This window comes from Acinetobacter sp. YH01020, from assembly GCF_013420275.1.
In the GTDB taxonomy this organism is placed as follows: domain Bacteria; phylum Pseudomonadota; class Gammaproteobacteria; order Pseudomonadales; family Moraxellaceae; genus Acinetobacter; species Acinetobacter amyesii.
In genome coordinates, this window is the sequence record NZ_VOYN01000025.1 from 1 (window position 1) to 15,929 (window position 15,929).

Here is a 15,929-nt window from a genome sequence, read left to right on the forward strand (position 1 = left end):
TCTTGCGTAATTCATTACTAGTACGGTGCTGACCATATGCAGGATATTGAATTGCGAAATTAATAACAGCCTGTTCAGTAGCATCATCTACACGGTTTTTTAAATTTGGTACTCGACGGGACTTATTAATCAGTGCGTCAATGTCACCAGACTTCACTAATTCTTGATAGCGATAAAATGTATCTCTTGAAACGCCCATAACCTTACAGGCTCTGGATACATTCTGAAGCTCTTCAGCTAAATTGAGTAGACCTACTTTGTGTTTAATGATTTGATTGTTAGTATGCAACATAAGAAAGTTACCTTTGTTTGATTAAGATTTCGACACCTTTATCAAAACGGGTAACTTTCTCTTTTTCAAGAAGAATGTACGATCAAGTCTGAACTAATACATTTTACGAGTTGGCTGCCTAGAATCTCCCAAGTGGAAGTGTCCTGTGATTTCAGCACACATCAAACTCTTGAATCTAGATAGCCTAATTATTAAAAAGAAACTTATCGATAATTTAAAGATATATTTCAAAACTAAAAATTAATTTAATTTTTTATAGAGTTCCATCTTTCAACTTTAATAAATCATGATAAGTTTGTTTTTTTTGAACAATTGTTTTTAAGATAAAATCTGTCTTTCTTAATGACTCAGCATTGTTCAGATCAAGCATAATCGCCACTTCATTATACCATTCATCTTCAGGTGCATTATTTTCCCAACGATCCCCCCATCTGTCATCTCTACTAATTTGAATTGATGAATTCACATCGACTAAACCATCTTTATTTTCTTTTAAAATTCCTAAGTGAATTACTATTTCGATAGCATCATTAATAATTGTCAAAGGATAATATACCTCTCCATCTGGATTTCTTCTGAAATCAGAGTATTCATTTGCAGCAGACCAAGCTGTAATCTGCTCTTTTGGTATGTATGCTTCTAAAATATTCTTTAAACAAAGATACATACTACAATAATCGTCATATTCTCTATCCCACTGTAAAAATGGAAATTTTGGGTGATCCTTAAAAAAATTAACTATCTTTTCTATATTCGTCATTATTTAACCTTTTAATATTTCGCCCTTCAAAATATCTATATCCATTCTTCTAGCATCAAAATCTGGTGGAATAACACCAGTAAAATGACGACCTGCAAAACTAAAAGAATGTTTACCTACAGAAACTCCATATGGTGTCTTCGCTTCCATCCAAGCGATCATTGCTTTATAGGCTTGAGTTGCACCTTTGTGATAATCAACTGGACTTTTTATTTTAGTATCTGGTTTGCTATGACCTTCTAATTTTAGCATGGCAATACGCATGGAAAGTGCATATTGCTTACATAGTACTAGAGGCGGTGGAAAAGGGTGATTTGTCCAAACGCTACCTGCTTCAGTTGCAGTCACAATCATTCTATTTGCATTCTGCGCCTGTATACGACCACTATGCTGTTCGTTCTTACACTCCTTATTAGAACTATTACAAGATCTCTCAAGTTCCTTAGATTTCGCTTTACTTGCTGCCAATGCTTGATCTTTTTGCTCTTGAGTTATACCCGAACGACTATTATCGATATCCTCTTCAGCCAGATCAATTCTTTGATTGAGCATGCCTGTAATTGTTCCATCTCCTAATGGGGATGGAGTGAATATTCCAGTTAATATTACGCCTATAGGATTTGCTCTTGCTCCTACTTTAGCTGCAGTTCCTGCTCTTTCAGCAGCTTTTTCAGCAGTTGTCCCCCAACCACCAAAAATATCTGCTGCATCAGCCGCTATTGCCACGATTTTTTCTCCAATGCTTCATAGAATTTTTGACTATCTGAAGAATTTAAAGAGCTTTGTAAAACTCCAGCTAAGATATCAATTGCAAGAAATGGTGGAAATAATCTATTTATTAATAAACTGCGATTCCATGGATCATCATCTAAATTATTTTTATTCAAAATAAAACATAGTTCTCCATAAGCCGCTCTCCATTTGTCATAGTCAGCATGATTTTCCATTCCTACCAGATATTTTCGAATTTTTGTTTGGGCAGTAATCAGGAATTTTAGTCCACTATCTTCATTATTATTAAAATACTTTATCGCCAGTTCGCTATAAGTGTTTTTTAGCCGATTCCAGTTCCACAAGGCTAGACTTTCTTCACGATCTGCAGAAAATTCCTCAAGCTGTTCTTTAGTAAATTCGATAACCATTCTAAATCCTCTCCAATAACTTGAAATCACCAGATACTTCTTGATACCACCAACCATCAATAGGTTCTAACAGAATATCTAAATTTTTTTTATCTAATAGTCGATTTAATGATTTTATAACTGAAGGATCATAAAATCTGAACAATGCTAATTCGCCGGATGGTAATTCTGCTTGTAAGAATGGCTGAAAATGTTTGATCAATTCTTGGTTCGATAGATTTGTTTTCAATATCGAAAACATTCCTAAATTTTCTTCTATAACAAGTTCATTAATAAATTTTTGATTATTTAGTTTATTTAAATTCAACAATAAAGGGGAAAATTCTAATGGTGTAGAATCATCAACAGTTCCATCGAATAAATTACCTATATATTTGATATTTCTATCATAGTTTAAAGTAAGCCAATGGCGCATATAAGTATAATTTTTAGCTGCATCAATCAACAGGAAGAAATTATATTTAGATTCTTCACCACTAATTTTCTTTGATAACTGTAATATGTCCATCCTATATTTCCCTAAACACAAACGGTAAACCTTTTCGAGCGGCATCAATTAAACAGGGAATACATATTTTCGTAGAAATATTAGGAAGCTGGAATTTATGACGTGTACCTTTGACAAATTGTGCTTGAGCAGACCTAACCTCAACGAGCCCAGGACTATTAATATCAATAGAACCGTCAGTCTTTATTTTTATGTACCCCCCACCACAAGTCAGCATAATTTCTTTTTTGGCTGCAATCGTAATGGAATTCTCAGTACTCATGATCTTAAAATCCTTGAGAGATGCTAGATCAATTTGATCATTTTGCGCATGAACTTTAATTTCACCTTGAGCCGCTACAATATTTATACCTTTTTCTTGAGTATAAAAGCTTAATCCCTTCGCAGCATGAGCAGTAAACTCACCATTTGAATTTATATCTAACTGTTGACCCGATATAATTTTTATATTTTCTTTAGCAACATGAGTTTGGTTTTTTTGACTTACAGAAACAAAATCCTGAGGAGTACTAAGCAGAATATTAGGATGCTCAAACTTTTCTAGACTATTTTCTACTTGAGCAATCAAATCATTACTAATTTGATAGTTTTCATCTTGGAAAGCCTTACTTACTCGAGCATTTTTTTCTAAACTTTTGAGTTTTTCTATAGATTCATTTAATTGCGTTAACAACTCTTTTATATTTAATTGTATATCTTTGGCGTTTTCTTGACTCGCAGAACTAATCAATAATCCCTTACCAGCTCGAATAGCACCCCATTGATCGGTTCTCAGCTCAAAGCCTTCTCCTCGTCCTTCACTTTCTGCGGTTTCTTTGGGATGACTAAGGTTACCGAGGTTAAGCTGAGTGGCACCATGGGTACTTTGTAATTGTGTTGAGATTTGTCCTGTCGTGTCATCAAAGCGCAGTTGCCCAAAGCCTTCACCTTGGACTTCCTTACTTTTTATTCCAGCCAGTTTTTTGGTGTCTGGCAGTTTGCCTTTACTATCAAATTGGGTCGGACTGCGCTGTGCTTCATGTATACGTCCCACCACAAATGGTCGGTCGATATTACCGTCAAAGAAATCAATAACTACGATTTCATTAATACGTGGTAAGAATCGTGCGCCATAGCCTTCACCTGCCCATGGTGTCAGCACATCGACCCATGCAGAATCTGTGTCATTGTCATTGCTGCCTGCACCGCCATCATGGCTGTGGTCATCTCCACGAGTAAATAAGAAGCGGACTTTGATACGCCCCCATTCATCGACATGTATTTCTTCACCGCTTGGCCCAACAACTTTAGCGCGTTGCGGATGGGTGCTTGGACGGTGTTCGAGTGGGCTATATTCAGGAACCGTCGCAATATTGCGGCGTTGTAATGTGAGCTGATTGGCCTGACGCTCGGCCTGTTCATGGATGGGTTTAATATTCCACTGGCTCTGTTCAATCAGTTGTTTGACTTGTTCGGTGAGGTCTTTGGGTAAGTTATTTTGGTTATAGAATTTCTTTTCTGTGATTAAAAATTGTTTGTCTGCACCACTGTGTTGATCGATTTCTGGGTGTTCATTCAATTCAAACCAATAACCCACTTGGGTATCACGCACAGTCGATTGCGCATTGAATTTTTTCGATTGCAGCTCGTGATAGCGCGTTAGGTTTTGATTCAGTTTTTCAATTTGGCTGTTGGATGAAGCAGTGGCTTGATCTTCACCTTTTAAATCTTGCATCCATGCAGGGCTGACATGCCATGCTTGTTCAAGACTTAAGCTGGCATTGTCTTGGCTTTGGCTGTGCTGATGTTTACTTTGAACTGAACCTGCGCCTTCTTCTTGGCTGAGTCCATCGGCTTGCCAGCGCTGTACATGGACCGCAGTCGGCTGAATGCTGCGTTCACCGATCAAGCTGGTGATGCTGTCTTGTTGCTCTGTTGCACTAGAACGATGAAAGCGGATACTGCGGCGGCTGAGTGCTTGATATTGGCTATTGTCATCAATCAGGCGGAGTTTTTGTTTTTCAATTGGCACTGAGGAATGTGGCACTTTCAGCTGTGCTTCATCGATGAGCCAGTTGATGCCTTCACTGCGCCAAAGTCGGGTCAGAAAGTCATAATCGCTTTCATTCGACTGCATGATGAAAGGCCGCACATCATAGTTCTGACTTAAACCGCTTAGATCTAGCGTTAGACTGGCAGCAAAAAGCGGACTTTTGCTTTGCCATTCTTTAAAGAGAGTTTCACTGACATCGCGAACAGATTTGTTCATAAACACACGGCTGTTGCGGCGCTTATGCCACAGCGATGTTGCATCTTCTAAAGTGAGTTTATACAGCGTGAGTGAACCGTCACTCTGGCCTTGGGTGGCTTCGGTAATAATACCCGTGGTGCGGAAGAGTTCGCCCTGATCGGTCACTTGATCAACCGCGACCTGTGAGCCAATAAATTGTTTTAGTGGAATAAGGGCATTGGTGGATAGGCAAATCAAAGTCGCTTGTACGCCTTGGTTTAAGATATGCTCCCCATCAATACGTTGAATAAAAAGCTCTTCATTCAACGCAGGGTTGGAAAATTGCACATGAATGGCACGTTTTTGAGCGGATAGACCCAATTGTTCTAATACAGCAAATATTTTGCCTAACATAATAAAAATTCTAAATTGTAATCATGGAAATAATTTTGCTGCTAGTTTAGTCAAATTCATCAATAAACTTAATGCTTAAAACCATAGAAGATGTTTCGTTATGTAAAATCCACGATTCAAAAATTCACTTAAAAATAAAAAGCGGAGAACCCACTCACTAATTACTTCTTGCATATAAAATATTCACCAAATGGTCTTAGACCATGTACTTGCACCCAACGAACAGCGTCATGCACGCAACTGTAAAAATAGTTTTATCGTCTAATTTAAATCGAGCTTAATGATCAATTTTTTAATATTATCTTTAAAAATAGTAGATTAATTTAAACTCAAGTCAGATTAAAAAACACACAACCCTTTCTTTCCTGTCTTGTAATTCACCTAAGATCCCCTATAATTCAAAAAAAACAAACAAGTCTGTCTATTTTGCTGCAAAAACCGAATGAATTTAGCATTCAGAGGGTAAAAATATAAATGAGAGAAAACGTATAAAACGTTCGAAAATCAAATCATTGACTTAAGCTAACAAAGTGAATGATTTGAACGCACAATTGTCAGCAAAGCGCGATTACCCCAAATAATCGCGCTTTTTATTTTCTTAGAATCTTAAGTCATGTGAAAAAAATTGATGGTTAATCAATACAAATAAGTCGTCGCTAGATTTAAAACCTAGATGCCTACAAACAAATTTTTAAGCAGCCAATTCCAAACGAATTAAGGTTTCAACTCGCTTCCAATAATCTGCTAAATGCACTTGGTTGGGGTCAATTTGGGCTTGGATGGTCATGCCATCCAAAATACTACTCAGAAATGCAGCTAGTTGTTCAGTTTGCTGAATGCCCAGATTTTGCAAAGCAGTACTTAGTTTTGATTTGAGCCAGTCTTTATAATCGATCGCAGGTTGTAATGACGAAGGATAAACTTTAGATATTTCTTCTACTGCTTTTTGAAACATACAACCATTGAAATCTGCAGTATGAAACCAAGCATCGTACCAAGCAAAAATGGTTTTAATATGCGAAAGATGGTCTTCTGGATCACATTCTGCAATAGCAGCTTCAAGTGATTCCTGTAAATTAAGATTTCGAATCACGAGACATTCTTCAATTAATTTGGCTTTAGAGGGGAAATATTTATAAAACGTCATTTTAGCAACGCCCGATTCCCCAATAATTCGATCTATACCAATCGAGTTATAGCTATAAGAATTGAAGAGTTGGAGCGCAACGTTAATGATGTCTTGCTTTTTCGACATTTAATTTACCTGATGCACCAATGGGGCCTAAACATAAAGCTTTCAAGGTAGAAAACCTAATTTTTAAACATGATTTTCGCGCGCTATTGTAAAGCATAACTTAATTGGAGTCTGTAGATAAAACCTCAGCACCCTATTAAATACAGTCTGATTTCAGATGATTTATCGAATTAGCAGTCAGGAAAATTTCGTATAAAACTGACTGCTATTTTAATTTCAACTAGCGATTTAACGACTATTCATCTGCGTTAAAAACATGGATAAAATGAATGCCATTAACGGTGGATTTAAGAGTAAGTATTTAAGAGCAAGGGGTACTCAGAATATTTTTTTGCTTACGCTCTTGCAGTGCTTTTCGAATCACCTGATAACCGCCCGTTAAACCTAAAATTGCCATGATTGCGGCCACAATCAAATCTGGCCATAGACTGCCTGTACCAAACACCCCGACTGCAGCCAAGATCACTGCGACATTACCAATCGCATCATTACGGCTACATAGCCAAACGGATTGCATATTGGAGTCACCTTCACGGAAGGCATATAAGACGTATGCACAGATGACATTAGCGACTAAGGCCAGAATACCAATCACACCCATGGTGATTGGTTCAGGAGCGATCCCATTGGCATAGGCATAGAGCACTTTGGCAATCACAACGATCCCAAACGCTGCCATGACAAAACCTTTCACCAAGGCAACTGTTGCACGCCAATATAAACTGGCGCCAAGCACGGCTAATGAAACCCCATAATTTACAGCATCACCAAAGAAATCCAGCGAGTCCGCCCAAAGCGCAGAAGAATGTGCATAAGCCCCACCAATCAGCTCCACCAAAAACATCATGGCGTTAATGATTAAGGCAATCCAAAGTGCGATACGAAATTTACTGTTGGGTTTGTTTGGTGCTGGCTCATGACTACATGTACATGCCATAAATGTGCTCCAATTTTAAAATCAATGGATTTGTATTACTCTTATTCAAAACTATGGACTCACTCCAAGGTCAAGCATGAACGTACAAAAACATTATTTGATTAAAGAATTGTCCACCAAATCTGGGGTAAGCATTGACAGTATTCGCTTTTATGAAAAGAAAAAACTGCTGAAACCTAGCTTCCGCGCAGACAACAATTATCGCTATTATGATGAAGAAATGTACAAACGTTTGGTTTTTATTAAGCGCTGTCGAAACCTCGATATTTCTCTCACCGAGATTCAAACCCTGCTTGAACTTGAGCAATCCCCTACGCAAAGCTGTCATGCTGTGAATGAATTAATTGATAATCACATTCGTCAAGTTTCTGAAAAAATTAAAGAATTAGAAAATTTTAAAATACAGTTAAGTAAGCTCCGTGCTAGCTGTAATGAAACCAGTCAAATTAATGATTGCCAAATTTTAAAACATTTGGAAAACGGAATATCTTGAAAACCCAACTAAAATACTTGGTTGAATCCTTTTTTTAGATCACTACAATAAAGCCATAAATTTTTTATGCCTTTATTGACATGACGATTCAACACGTAACCGAACTCCTCTCACCTGCTGGCTCTTTAAAAAATATGCGCTACGCTTTTGCTTATGGCGCAGATGCCGTGTATGCAGGTCAGCCGCGATATAGCTTACGTGTGCGCAATAATGCTTTCGACCATGACAATTTAAAAATTGGCATTGAAGAAGCTCATGCCTTAGGGAAAAAGTTTTATGTGGTGGTAAACATCCAACCGCATAACTCAAAACTGAAAAATTTCATCCGTGACCTTGAACCTGTGGTTGCCATGAATCCTGATGCACTGATCATGTCTGACCCTGGTCTAATCATGATGGTGCGTGAACATTTTCCAGAAGTGTCCATTCATTTGTCTGTCCAAGCCAATGCGGTGAACTGGGCAACGGTTAAATTTTGGAAAAATATGGGACTGACACGTGTCATTCTGTCACGTGAATTATCAATCGAAGAAATTGAAGAAATTAAACACAATGTACCTGATATGGAAATTGAAGTTTTCGTACATGGTGCATTATGTATGGCTTACTCCGGTCGTTGCTTACTTTCTGGCTATATGAATAAACGTGATGCAAACCAAGGTGCATGTACCAATGCATGCCGTTGGGATTATAAAATTCACGATGCAGTTGAAGATGAAACTGGTGATGTTATTCCAGTCACACAAATTAAAGAATCATCATGCTGCAATAATAAAAATGCCGATGAGCAACACGCCCTAGAACAACACCAATTCGGCGAGCCGGTTTTATTACAACGCAATGAAGAAGACATGTTTGCTGCCGAAGAAGATGAACATGGCACTTATTTCATGAACTCGAAAGACTTGCGTGCTGTACAGCATGTTGACCGTTTAACCAAAATGGGCATTCATTCTTTAAAAATTGAAGGCCGTACCAAGTCTTATTTCTACTGTGCGCGTACCGCTCAAATTTATCGTAAAGCCATCGATGATGCCCTTTCTGGTAAACCATTTGACCCTGCTCTCATGTCTCAGCTTGAAGGTCTTGCGAACCGTGGTTATACCGAAGGTTTTCTACGCCGCCATGTACATAGTGAATATCAAAACTATGAAACCGGCTCTTCACGTTTTGATCATCAACAGTTTGTAGGTGAAGTCTTAGAACGCAATGGTGACTCTCTTAAAATCGAAGTGAAAAACCGTTTTGTTGTAGGTGATTCTTTAGAACTGATGACCACTTCAGGCAACATCACCTTCGTTTTAACTGAAATGAAAGATAAAAAAGGTAATCTAATCGACGATGCCAAAGGTTCAGGTCATATCGTGGATATTCCTGTACCTGCCGATGTGGATATGCGATACGCCTTACTGATTCGTAACTTACCCAATTCGACAGTGGATATTTCGGCTTCAACTTTAGCTTACCAGGCTTGAGTTTACTTTATGGCTTTGTTGATTACAGACAAATGCATCAATTGTGACATGTGTCTACCTGAATGTCCCAATGATGCCATTTATGAAGGCTCAAAGATTTATGAAATCGATGTCGCACGTTGTACTGAATGCGTCGGTTTCTATGCGCACCAAACTTGTGTTTCAGTTTGTCCGATTGAGTGCATTGTGCCTCATCCTGAACATGTGGAGACAGATGAGCAGTTAATGGAGAAGTTTAAAGGCTTGAATTTATTTAAATCTTAAATTCGTGATGTGATTGGTATATTAATTGCTTACTCCGCTTTATATTTTATAGAGAAACAACCTTGGGGAAAGTATAAAAATAAGGTTGTAAAACAAAAATAGCTGGGCAACGAATAGGATTCAAAATGTGTGGGAACATTTTTGAATCCTAATTTTGCAGACAAAAAAAGGAACTCCGGTGTTAGCATCCAAAGTTCCTGTAAAACGAGAATATTAAGAAAAATAATATTCAAATGACAACATTCAGCGCGGCCAGCGTGTTTCTCGAAACACACTGGCCTTTCTTTTATTGACCCGAACGGATGATGTAATCAAAAGCAGACAATGAAGCTTTCGCGCCTTCACCTGTCGCAATGATGATTTGTTTGTAAGGTACTGTTGTACAGTCACCGGCAGCAAATACACCTTTTACATTGGTTTCGTTACGTTCGTTAATTACGATCTCACCACGGTTTGAAAGTTCAACTGCTGTTCCTTTCAAGAAATCAGTGTTTGGTAACAAACCAATTTGTACAAAGATACCGGCCAATTCAATCGTTTTGATTTCATCTGTTGCACGGTCTTTGTAGTTCAATGCAGTCACTTGTGAACCATCACCGACCACTTCTGTAGACAATGCATTCATGATCACAGTGGTGTTCGGTAAGCTATTTAACTTGTCTTGAAGGACTTGGTCAGCACGAAGCTTGGTATCAAACTCAACAAGTGTTACATGTTCTACAATACCAGCAAGGTCAATCGCCGCTTCGACACCTGAGTTACCACCACCTATGACTGCAACACGTTTACCTTTAAACAATGGACCGTCACAGTGTGGGCAGTATGCAACACCACGAGTACGGTATTCTTGCTCACCTGGAACATTCATCTCTCTCCAACGTGCACCTGTTGAAAGAATCACTGTTTTAGATTCAAGTTTTGCACCATTCTCTAAAGTCACTTCAACTAAGCCATTAGCTGTTTGGTCAGCACCTTTGATGTCAGATACACGTTGCAAGTTCATAATGTCCACACCGTACTCACGTACATGTGCTTCCATTTCAGCAGCAAACTTAGGACCTTGAGTCTTTTGAATCGACGTGAAGTTTTCAATGTCCATCGTATCCATGACCTGACCGCCCATGCGTTCAGCCACGATACCTGTTTTAATGCCTTTACGTGCTGCATAGATTGCAGAAGTATTCCCCGCAGGGCCGCCACCAATCACAAGAACATCAAAGGCTTCTTTGGCATTTAACTTTTCAGCATCTTTTGCGGCAGAGTTGGTGTCTAATTTAGCAATGATTTCTTCCAAGGTCATACGACCTTGACCGATGTGGTTGCCGTCTTGGAATACCATTGGTACAGCCATGATTTTGCGTTCTTCCACTTCTTCTTGGAAGAATGCACCATCAATCATGGTTGCAGTTGTACCCGGGTTGTAAATTGCGATCAAGTTAAGTGCTTGAACCACGTCAGGACAGTTATGGCAGCTTAAAGATACAAACACATCAAAGTCAGTTTTAAGACCTAGACCTTTGATAGTGTTCAGTACTTCGTCAGAAACTTTCGGTGCATAACCTGAAGTTTGTAGCAAAGCTAGAATCAAAGATGTGAATTCGTGGCCCATCGGTAGACCTGCGAAGAATACGCGTGGTGTTTCACCTGCTTTTGCAATGCCAAAGCTTGGCGCACGGCTGTTGTTACCGTCAAAACGTGCAGTCACTAAATCAGATAAAGCAGCAACTTCAGTTACCAATTCTTTAATTTTGTCTGATTTGTCTGTGCCGTTTAAAGTCGCGACGATTTCAATCGGGCCTTCAAGGCGTTCAAGTAAGGTTTTTAATTGAGCAGAAGTATTTTGATCTAACATTGCTAACGTCTCCAGAGGAGTAAATTTATTTGATGAGAGAATGATAGAACAAACCATTAAATAGGTGAAACGGTTTGTTTTTATAAAATTAATCGGTTTTACAAATCAAATGATTAAATTTCTTTCTAAATCATAAATATATATACGTATAATAACATTAAATTGATTTACTTCGTACACATATATCGTGATAAATCCCTCATTTTTTTCTTTTTTATTGAAATTACACCAAGCCTATGCAAGACATACGCACGACCTGATCAATTACAAAATCTTTATAAAGCTTTAAGTTTCATTTCAGCAAGTCGGCTTTAAATCAAAGGAAATATCAGATGATTTGACTGCTTTTGAGTTCCATCAATAAAGCCACAATCAATCCCTTGCATCAATCAGCCATCGATCTACAAGTATAAAATCAACAGTGAGGAAAATAATGAAAATTGAATTTGTCTTTGATATTGTTTATCCCATGAGTTATGTCGGATTTCAAAAGTTAAAACAAAACTGGAATGAACATACAGCAACCCGTGTAGAGCTATTGCCGATTCAACGCGTTCCTGAAATTCCTGAACAAGGCTTAGATGTGCTGCAGTATTTAACCAATAAGTATGGCTCAAGTGCAGCAAATCGAAAACTCGAAATGACAAAGTTTGCCGCTTATAGCGAAGATGTGATTATCAATATTGAGCACATGAAACGTATGCCAAACAGTCAACTGGCTCATCAAGGTATTTTGGCCTTGGACAATATTCTGGATCAATATGCCCTGACTCAAGCCTTATTCCATGCATTATTTGCACACGGTCAAAATATTGCTGATATTCAGGTTTTAAAAAGCATCATTGAAGGCATTGGTTTAGATGGCTCAAAAGTACTGCGCTCAATTCAACATAAAGATATTGCAGACCGTCAGCATGAAATTACACAATATGTAAAATCAAAGGGACAGCACCCCATTCCTTTTTACCTTGTGGATGGCGAAGTGAATGATCAGACTTTTTCTACACAGGAACTTCGACAACTGTTTCATCGCGCAAGTTAATCTACCCAAGATCAAAAATCCCCATACAATGTGATGGGGATTTTTATTCTGAGCAATGCAATGATCTAAAAAGAAAATAGGCCTGTTAATGAAGTCCCTGCTCAATTCGATTAATCCGTGATTTGAAATGCTGAGATAGTAGATACAAAATTAAGCTCAAAACCAGCGTGAGTACCATCACGGCGATCAACACCCAACGTACAACAACTTCTACTACATTGGCTTGCTGAACTTGTTTTTCCACGCTTTGCGCCATCGGTGTCATGGTTTTATCAAATAGCTGATTTTGCATTGCCCAGAGCTGTTCAGGCTGAAAACCGTATTCACGGAATTTTGCTGGATTTTGTTGCTCGGCATTGATTAAGGATTGCACCAAAGGAATTGCTGTCGCACGATCTACAGGCTTATGCATCAAAGCAGCTTGTGCAAGTAAATAGGCTTGCACGGGTTTTGCCAATTGTGCATCTTCCATCTCGAAAGCCAGCTGGCTTTCTTGAATATTTTTTTCATAATGTACCAATTTTTGATCTGCTGCACGGTCATCATGATTAAGGTCATATTGCACATAAGTTAAGCCTGACCAAAGCACGATAAACGATAAAATCCAGCCGACAAATTTCAATACAAAAGATTGGAATCGAATTCTAAAAAATTGAAATTTCTTTAGAAATCCAACCAAGAAAAATGCGCCAATAAATGAAACGATAAGTTTGAGAAATAACCAACCAATAAAGGATAAAAAATTTGAAAAATAGTCGGAGGACTCACCGAGTTGATATGCCAAATCACCTGCACTAACAGGGATATGCAGTTGCTGTACGCTAGAACTTAGGCCAAAAAAGCTATAGACCATATCATGCTGAATAAACAGCATCACAGCCGAAACGATCAGCACAGAAACACTGGTTAAGGTCAATAACGTTAAATTACGTTGACGCTTCTTAATGGTTTGAAGCCCTGTTTCCAGTTGCTGCGGATTTAGCGAATATTCATCAATGGGAGGCAAAGACATACTCCTTCAGATTATATTTTCACCTCCCTCACCGTTTATGAAGAAGGGTTTGAACCACTCGATTCAATTACTAAATGATTCAAATTATTTTGTAAGGCACGAATACGTGTCGTCGCTTCTTCACGCTTTTGTACACCTTCTTTCTGAATTTGAATCACATCATTAACGGTTTTAATGAGGGTATTTTGCACATGTTCAAGTGTTTCGATATCAATCACTGAACGCTGATTGGCTTTTGCTGTATCGACAGAGTTTTGATGCAACAAATCTGCATTGCGTTTTAACAGGTCATTGGTCGCATCATCAATGCTATTTGCCAATTGCACGCTGTTCTTTTGTTCTTGCAATGAAATCGCCAAGCTAATTTGGTTTTTCCAAGCCGGTAAGGTGATATTTTTAATAGCATAAAACTTATCGACCAACATCAAATTGTTGGATTGAATAATACGAATCATCGGCAAGGTCTGCATCGCAGACTGTTGCAAGATCTGTAAATCACTCACACGTTTTTCAAGATTATTTGCCAAATGATTGAGGTCATAGATTTTTTGCGTAGTGGTTTGATCTTGAACTTGAGTGGTTAAGCTTGCAATTTCCTGTTGAATTTCTTGCTCTTTCAACTTACCTGCGGCGATATACACCCCTAATTGTTTATATTCGTCTTGTACGCCTTCAAACATTTTATCTAAGGTATTTACACGCGTTTTTAAGCCATTTTGCGAAGTTTCAATTTCTTTAACCAACGCATCAATTTGCTCTTTGGTGGTATTAAAGTGCTGATCAAAACTTTGCTTGGCACCTTTAAATTTACTCAGTAAACCACCAAAAAATCCTGAGCTTTTAGATTTATTTAAAATGCTCGTGGTATTCAATTGCTGTGCGACTTGTACCACCTGATTGAGCTTTTGACCTGTCGCATCTAGATCTTTATTTTGCACCAAATTTAATAATTCATCGGTATAGGTCGACGTCTTGGTGGCAATGTTTTTACCGTATTCGGCAACACTATTATGACTTAAATCTGCCAATTCCTTACGTGCAGCTTCGACTTCGTGAAAATCGGAAGTTTGTAAGCCAATTTCCTGCAAATTGAGTTGCTGAAACTTTTCTTCAGTCAACTCTTTGCTAACTTCAACGGGTAAATTTTTGGCATCTAAATCGGTCATAACTCACCTTATATTTCTAAGACTTAGAGGAATTCTCTAATGATTTTTTTAAAGTTTTAATCAAATTTTCACGGCTATTATCAAGCTTTTCCAATGAACTTGTCGAGTTACTTTGACGACTTTGTTTCACATGATATTGCCATGCTGGAATCAACACCTGCTGAGCTTCCTTATATCGATCTAATAATTCAAAAGAAAGCTGCTGAGAAAGCTGCATTTGCGTAATTGCAATATCATTACTGGCTTGTAAGGTTTGCAACGTATTCACCTTTTTCGATAAACGTTCTGCAAAGTTGTCAAGCGGATGCTGATTTTTCACAAAATGTGGGTACTCCAGCAAAAACTCTTCAGCCGCGACGATATAGCGTGCCATTTGCTCACGTAAGCCTTGTAGTTGATTAAAACGTGCTTGGGACTTTTGAATTTCTAACTGTAGTTTTTGGCTCAGATGATTTGCCCGATCAAGCAATTGATCTAGATTTTTATAATATTCAACTTGTCCGGACCCATATTCCAAATCAATGCCTAACCATTTTTGCAGGGCATTAAATTTGCGTGTTTTTAAATATTTTTTTGAATTGGCTAAAGCTTGAATCAACTGCTCAATGGTTTGACTAAGTTGTTTCGTCAACTGAGGGTCAACACCATCTAGCAGCACCGACTGTGCTTGAATTAATTGATCAGCATAATGATTAAGACGATATTGATCGGTCAGTAATGGCACAAGGTCATTCCGCTTAATCGAAAGCACTTCCGCCCGATCTACCGTAATATCCTTTAACGGCACCAATACATCAATTTGTGACATAGCCAATTAAACTCAATAAAATCATTTTTATACTACAAGTTTTGCCATAAAAGTCTTGTAGTATTTTGCAAAAAATACATCTATTTCATCAGTCAAATTTCGCCATCAAATTCAACCGTTGCCTATAGATCCGCCTAAGCAGCCATACGGCATCATTTCAATGGATATGATGACCTACACAGATGAATTCAAGCTTAAGATACCCAAAGATTCAATCTAGTTTAAATTAAATAACTGACTCTACATGAATTATTATCAAAATTATCGTAAAATTTAATCCTTATACTTTAGAACCAAATA

At 38.1% G+C, this 15,929-nt stretch carries 16 protein-coding genes; 4 read left to right on the forward strand and 12 right to left on the reverse strand.

The window, feature by feature from the left end; genetic code table 11:
- The 8 genes from FTT85_RS10575 to FTT85_RS10610 form a co-directional block, all read right to left on the reverse strand.
- Positions 1–292: helix-turn-helix domain-containing protein (locus tag FTT85_RS10575; protein ID WP_180183514.1), on the reverse strand; the 292-nt coding region annotated here is incomplete at its 3' end.
- 253 nt (positions 293–545) lie between these two features.
- A complete protein-coding gene (locus FTT85_RS10580) occupies positions 546–1,052 on the reverse strand; it encodes a hypothetical protein (RefSeq protein ID WP_111885350.1) in 507 nt (168 codons plus the stop codon).
- A gap of 3 nt (positions 1,053–1,055) precedes the next feature.
- Complete coding sequence (locus tag FTT85_RS10585; protein ID WP_180056089.1) at positions 1,056–1,778, reverse strand: hypothetical protein; 723 nt, start codon at positions 1,776–1,778, stop codon at positions 1,056–1,058.
- Positions 1,769–2,194 carry a hypothetical protein gene (locus tag FTT85_RS10590; RefSeq protein ID WP_111885352.1) on the reverse strand — a complete coding sequence of 142 codons (426 nt, stop codon included), beginning with the start codon at positions 2,192–2,194 and terminating at the stop codon, positions 1,769–1,771. Before FTT85_RS10590 ends, FTT85_RS10585 begins: the two co-directional genes overlap by 10 nt.
- Position 2,195: 1 nt before the next feature.
- Complete coding sequence (locus FTT85_RS10595; protein ID WP_111885353.1) at positions 2,196–2,702, reverse strand: DUF4123 domain-containing protein; 507 nt, start codon at positions 2,700–2,702, stop codon at positions 2,196–2,198.
- A 1-nt stretch (position 2,703) separates the two neighbouring features.
- Entirely contained in the window at positions 2,704–5,325 is a 2,622-nt protein-coding gene (locus FTT85_RS10600; protein WP_180183515.1) for a type VI secretion system Vgr family protein, read from the reverse strand.
- 691 nt (positions 5,326–6,016) lie between these two features.
- Positions 6,017–6,580 (reverse strand): TetR/AcrR family transcriptional regulator, encoded by a 564-nt coding sequence (locus FTT85_RS10605; RefSeq protein WP_168379321.1) that lies wholly within the window; start codon positions 6,578–6,580, stop codon positions 6,017–6,019.
- A 301-nt stretch (positions 6,581–6,881) separates the two neighbouring features.
- On the reverse strand, positions 6,882–7,517 hold the full coding sequence (locus FTT85_RS10610; RefSeq protein WP_168379320.1) for a cation transporter: 636 nt from the start codon (positions 7,515–7,517) through the stop codon (positions 6,882–6,884).
- A gap of 76 nt (positions 7,518–7,593) precedes the next feature.
- On the opposite strand from FTT85_RS10610, the gene FTT85_RS10615 reads away from it, so the two are divergent.
- From FTT85_RS10615 to FTT85_RS10625, 3 genes are all read left to right on the forward strand, one after another.
- Positions 7,594–8,010 (forward strand): Cd(II)/Pb(II)-responsive transcriptional regulator, encoded by a 417-nt coding sequence (locus FTT85_RS10615; RefSeq protein WP_168379319.1) that lies wholly within the window; start codon positions 7,594–7,596, stop codon positions 8,008–8,010.
- An 80-nt stretch (positions 8,011–8,090) separates the two neighbouring features.
- Positions 8,091–9,485, forward strand: coding sequence for a tRNA 5-hydroxyuridine modification protein YegQ (yegQ, locus tag FTT85_RS10620; protein ID WP_180010889.1), 1,395 nt, complete (start codon positions 8,091–8,093; stop codon positions 9,483–9,485).
- A gap of 9 nt (positions 9,486–9,494) precedes the next feature.
- Positions 9,495–9,749, forward strand: a complete 255-nt coding sequence (locus tag FTT85_RS10625; protein ID WP_180009475.1) for a YfhL family 4Fe-4S dicluster ferredoxin — start codon at positions 9,495–9,497, stop codon at positions 9,747–9,749.
- Between the two features lie 286 nt (positions 9,750–10,035).
- Here the strand turns inward: FTT85_RS10625 and ahpF are convergent, their stop codons facing one another.
- Positions 10,036–11,601 carry an alkyl hydroperoxide reductase subunit F gene (gene ahpF, locus FTT85_RS10630; RefSeq protein ID WP_180183516.1) on the reverse strand — a complete coding sequence of 522 codons (1,566 nt, stop codon included), beginning with the start codon at positions 11,599–11,601 and terminating at the stop codon, positions 10,036–10,038.
- Between the two features lie 433 nt (positions 11,602–12,034).
- On the opposite strand from ahpF, the gene FTT85_RS10635 reads away from it, so the two are divergent.
- Positions 12,035–12,643 (forward strand): DsbA family protein, encoded by a 609-nt coding sequence (locus tag FTT85_RS10635; RefSeq protein WP_180089090.1) that lies wholly within the window; start codon positions 12,035–12,037, stop codon positions 12,641–12,643.
- An 85-nt stretch (positions 12,644–12,728) separates the two neighbouring features.
- On the opposite strand, the gene FTT85_RS10640 is transcribed toward FTT85_RS10635, so the two are convergent.
- Genes FTT85_RS10640 through FTT85_RS10650 form a run of 3 tightly spaced genes read right to left on the reverse strand, consistent with a single transcriptional unit; the run spans position 12,729 to position 15,629 of the window.
- Positions 12,729–13,649: a hypothetical protein gene (locus FTT85_RS10640; protein WP_180113978.1), complete on the reverse strand. Its 921-nt coding sequence runs from the start codon at positions 13,647–13,649 to the stop codon at positions 12,729–12,731.
- A 41-nt stretch (positions 13,650–13,690) separates the two neighbouring features.
- On the reverse strand, positions 13,691–14,821 hold the full coding sequence (locus FTT85_RS10645) for a toxic anion resistance protein (RefSeq protein WP_180024193.1): 1,131 nt from the start codon (positions 14,819–14,821) through the stop codon (positions 13,691–13,693).
- Between the two features lie 16 nt (positions 14,822–14,837).
- Positions 14,838–15,629 carry a tellurium resistance protein gene (locus FTT85_RS10650; protein WP_180183517.1) on the reverse strand — a complete coding sequence of 264 codons (792 nt, stop codon included), beginning with the start codon at positions 15,627–15,629 and terminating at the stop codon, positions 14,838–14,840.
- Between the last annotated feature and the right edge of the window lie 300 nt (positions 15,630–15,929).

What these genes read in the sequence shown, in the direction of transcription:
- FTT85_RS10600 (WP_180183515.1), bottom strand. Translation starts at nt 5,325, where the DNA reads ATGTTAGGCAAAATATTTGCTGTATTAGAACAATTGGGTCTATCCGCT.
- FTT85_RS10590 (WP_111885352.1), bottom strand. Translation starts at nt 2,194, where the DNA reads ATGGTTATCGAATTTACTAAAGAACAGCTTGAGGAATTTTCTGCAGAT.
- FTT85_RS10635 (WP_180089090.1), top strand. Translation starts at nt 12,035, where the DNA reads ATGAAAATTGAATTTGTCTTTGATATTGTTTATCCCATGAGTTATGTC.
- FTT85_RS10580 (WP_111885350.1), bottom strand. Translation starts at nt 1,052, where the DNA reads ATGACGAATATAGAAAAGATAGTTAATTTTTTTAAGGATCACCCAAAA.
- FTT85_RS10615 (WP_168379319.1), top strand. Translation starts at nt 7,594, where the DNA reads ATGAACGTACAAAAACATTATTTGATTAAAGAATTGTCCACCAAATCT.
- FTT85_RS10645 (WP_180024193.1), bottom strand. Translation starts at nt 14,821, where the DNA reads ATGACCGATTTAGATGCCAAAAATTTACCCGTTGAAGTTAGCAAAGAG.
- FTT85_RS10605 (WP_168379321.1), bottom strand. Translation starts at nt 6,580, where the DNA reads ATGTCGAAAAAGCAAGACATCATTAACGTTGCGCTCCAACTCTTCAAT.
- FTT85_RS10650 (WP_180183517.1), bottom strand. Translation starts at nt 15,629, where the DNA reads ATGTCACAAATTGATGTATTGGTGCCGTTAAAGGATATTACGGTAGAT.
- FTT85_RS10595 (WP_111885353.1), bottom strand. Translation starts at nt 2,702, where the DNA reads ATGGACATATTACAGTTATCAAAGAAAATTAGTGGTGAAGAATCTAAA.
- FTT85_RS10625 (WP_180009475.1), top strand. Translation starts at nt 9,495, where the DNA reads ATGGCTTTGTTGATTACAGACAAATGCATCAATTGTGACATGTGTCTA.
- FTT85_RS10610 (WP_168379320.1), bottom strand. Translation starts at nt 7,517, where the DNA reads ATGGCATGTACATGTAGTCATGAGCCAGCACCAAACAAACCCAACAGT.
- yegQ (WP_180010889.1), top strand. Translation starts at nt 8,091, where the DNA reads ATGACGATTCAACACGTAACCGAACTCCTCTCACCTGCTGGCTCTTTA.
- ahpF (WP_180183516.1), bottom strand. Translation starts at nt 11,601, where the DNA reads ATGTTAGATCAAAATACTTCTGCTCAATTAAAAACCTTACTTGAACGC.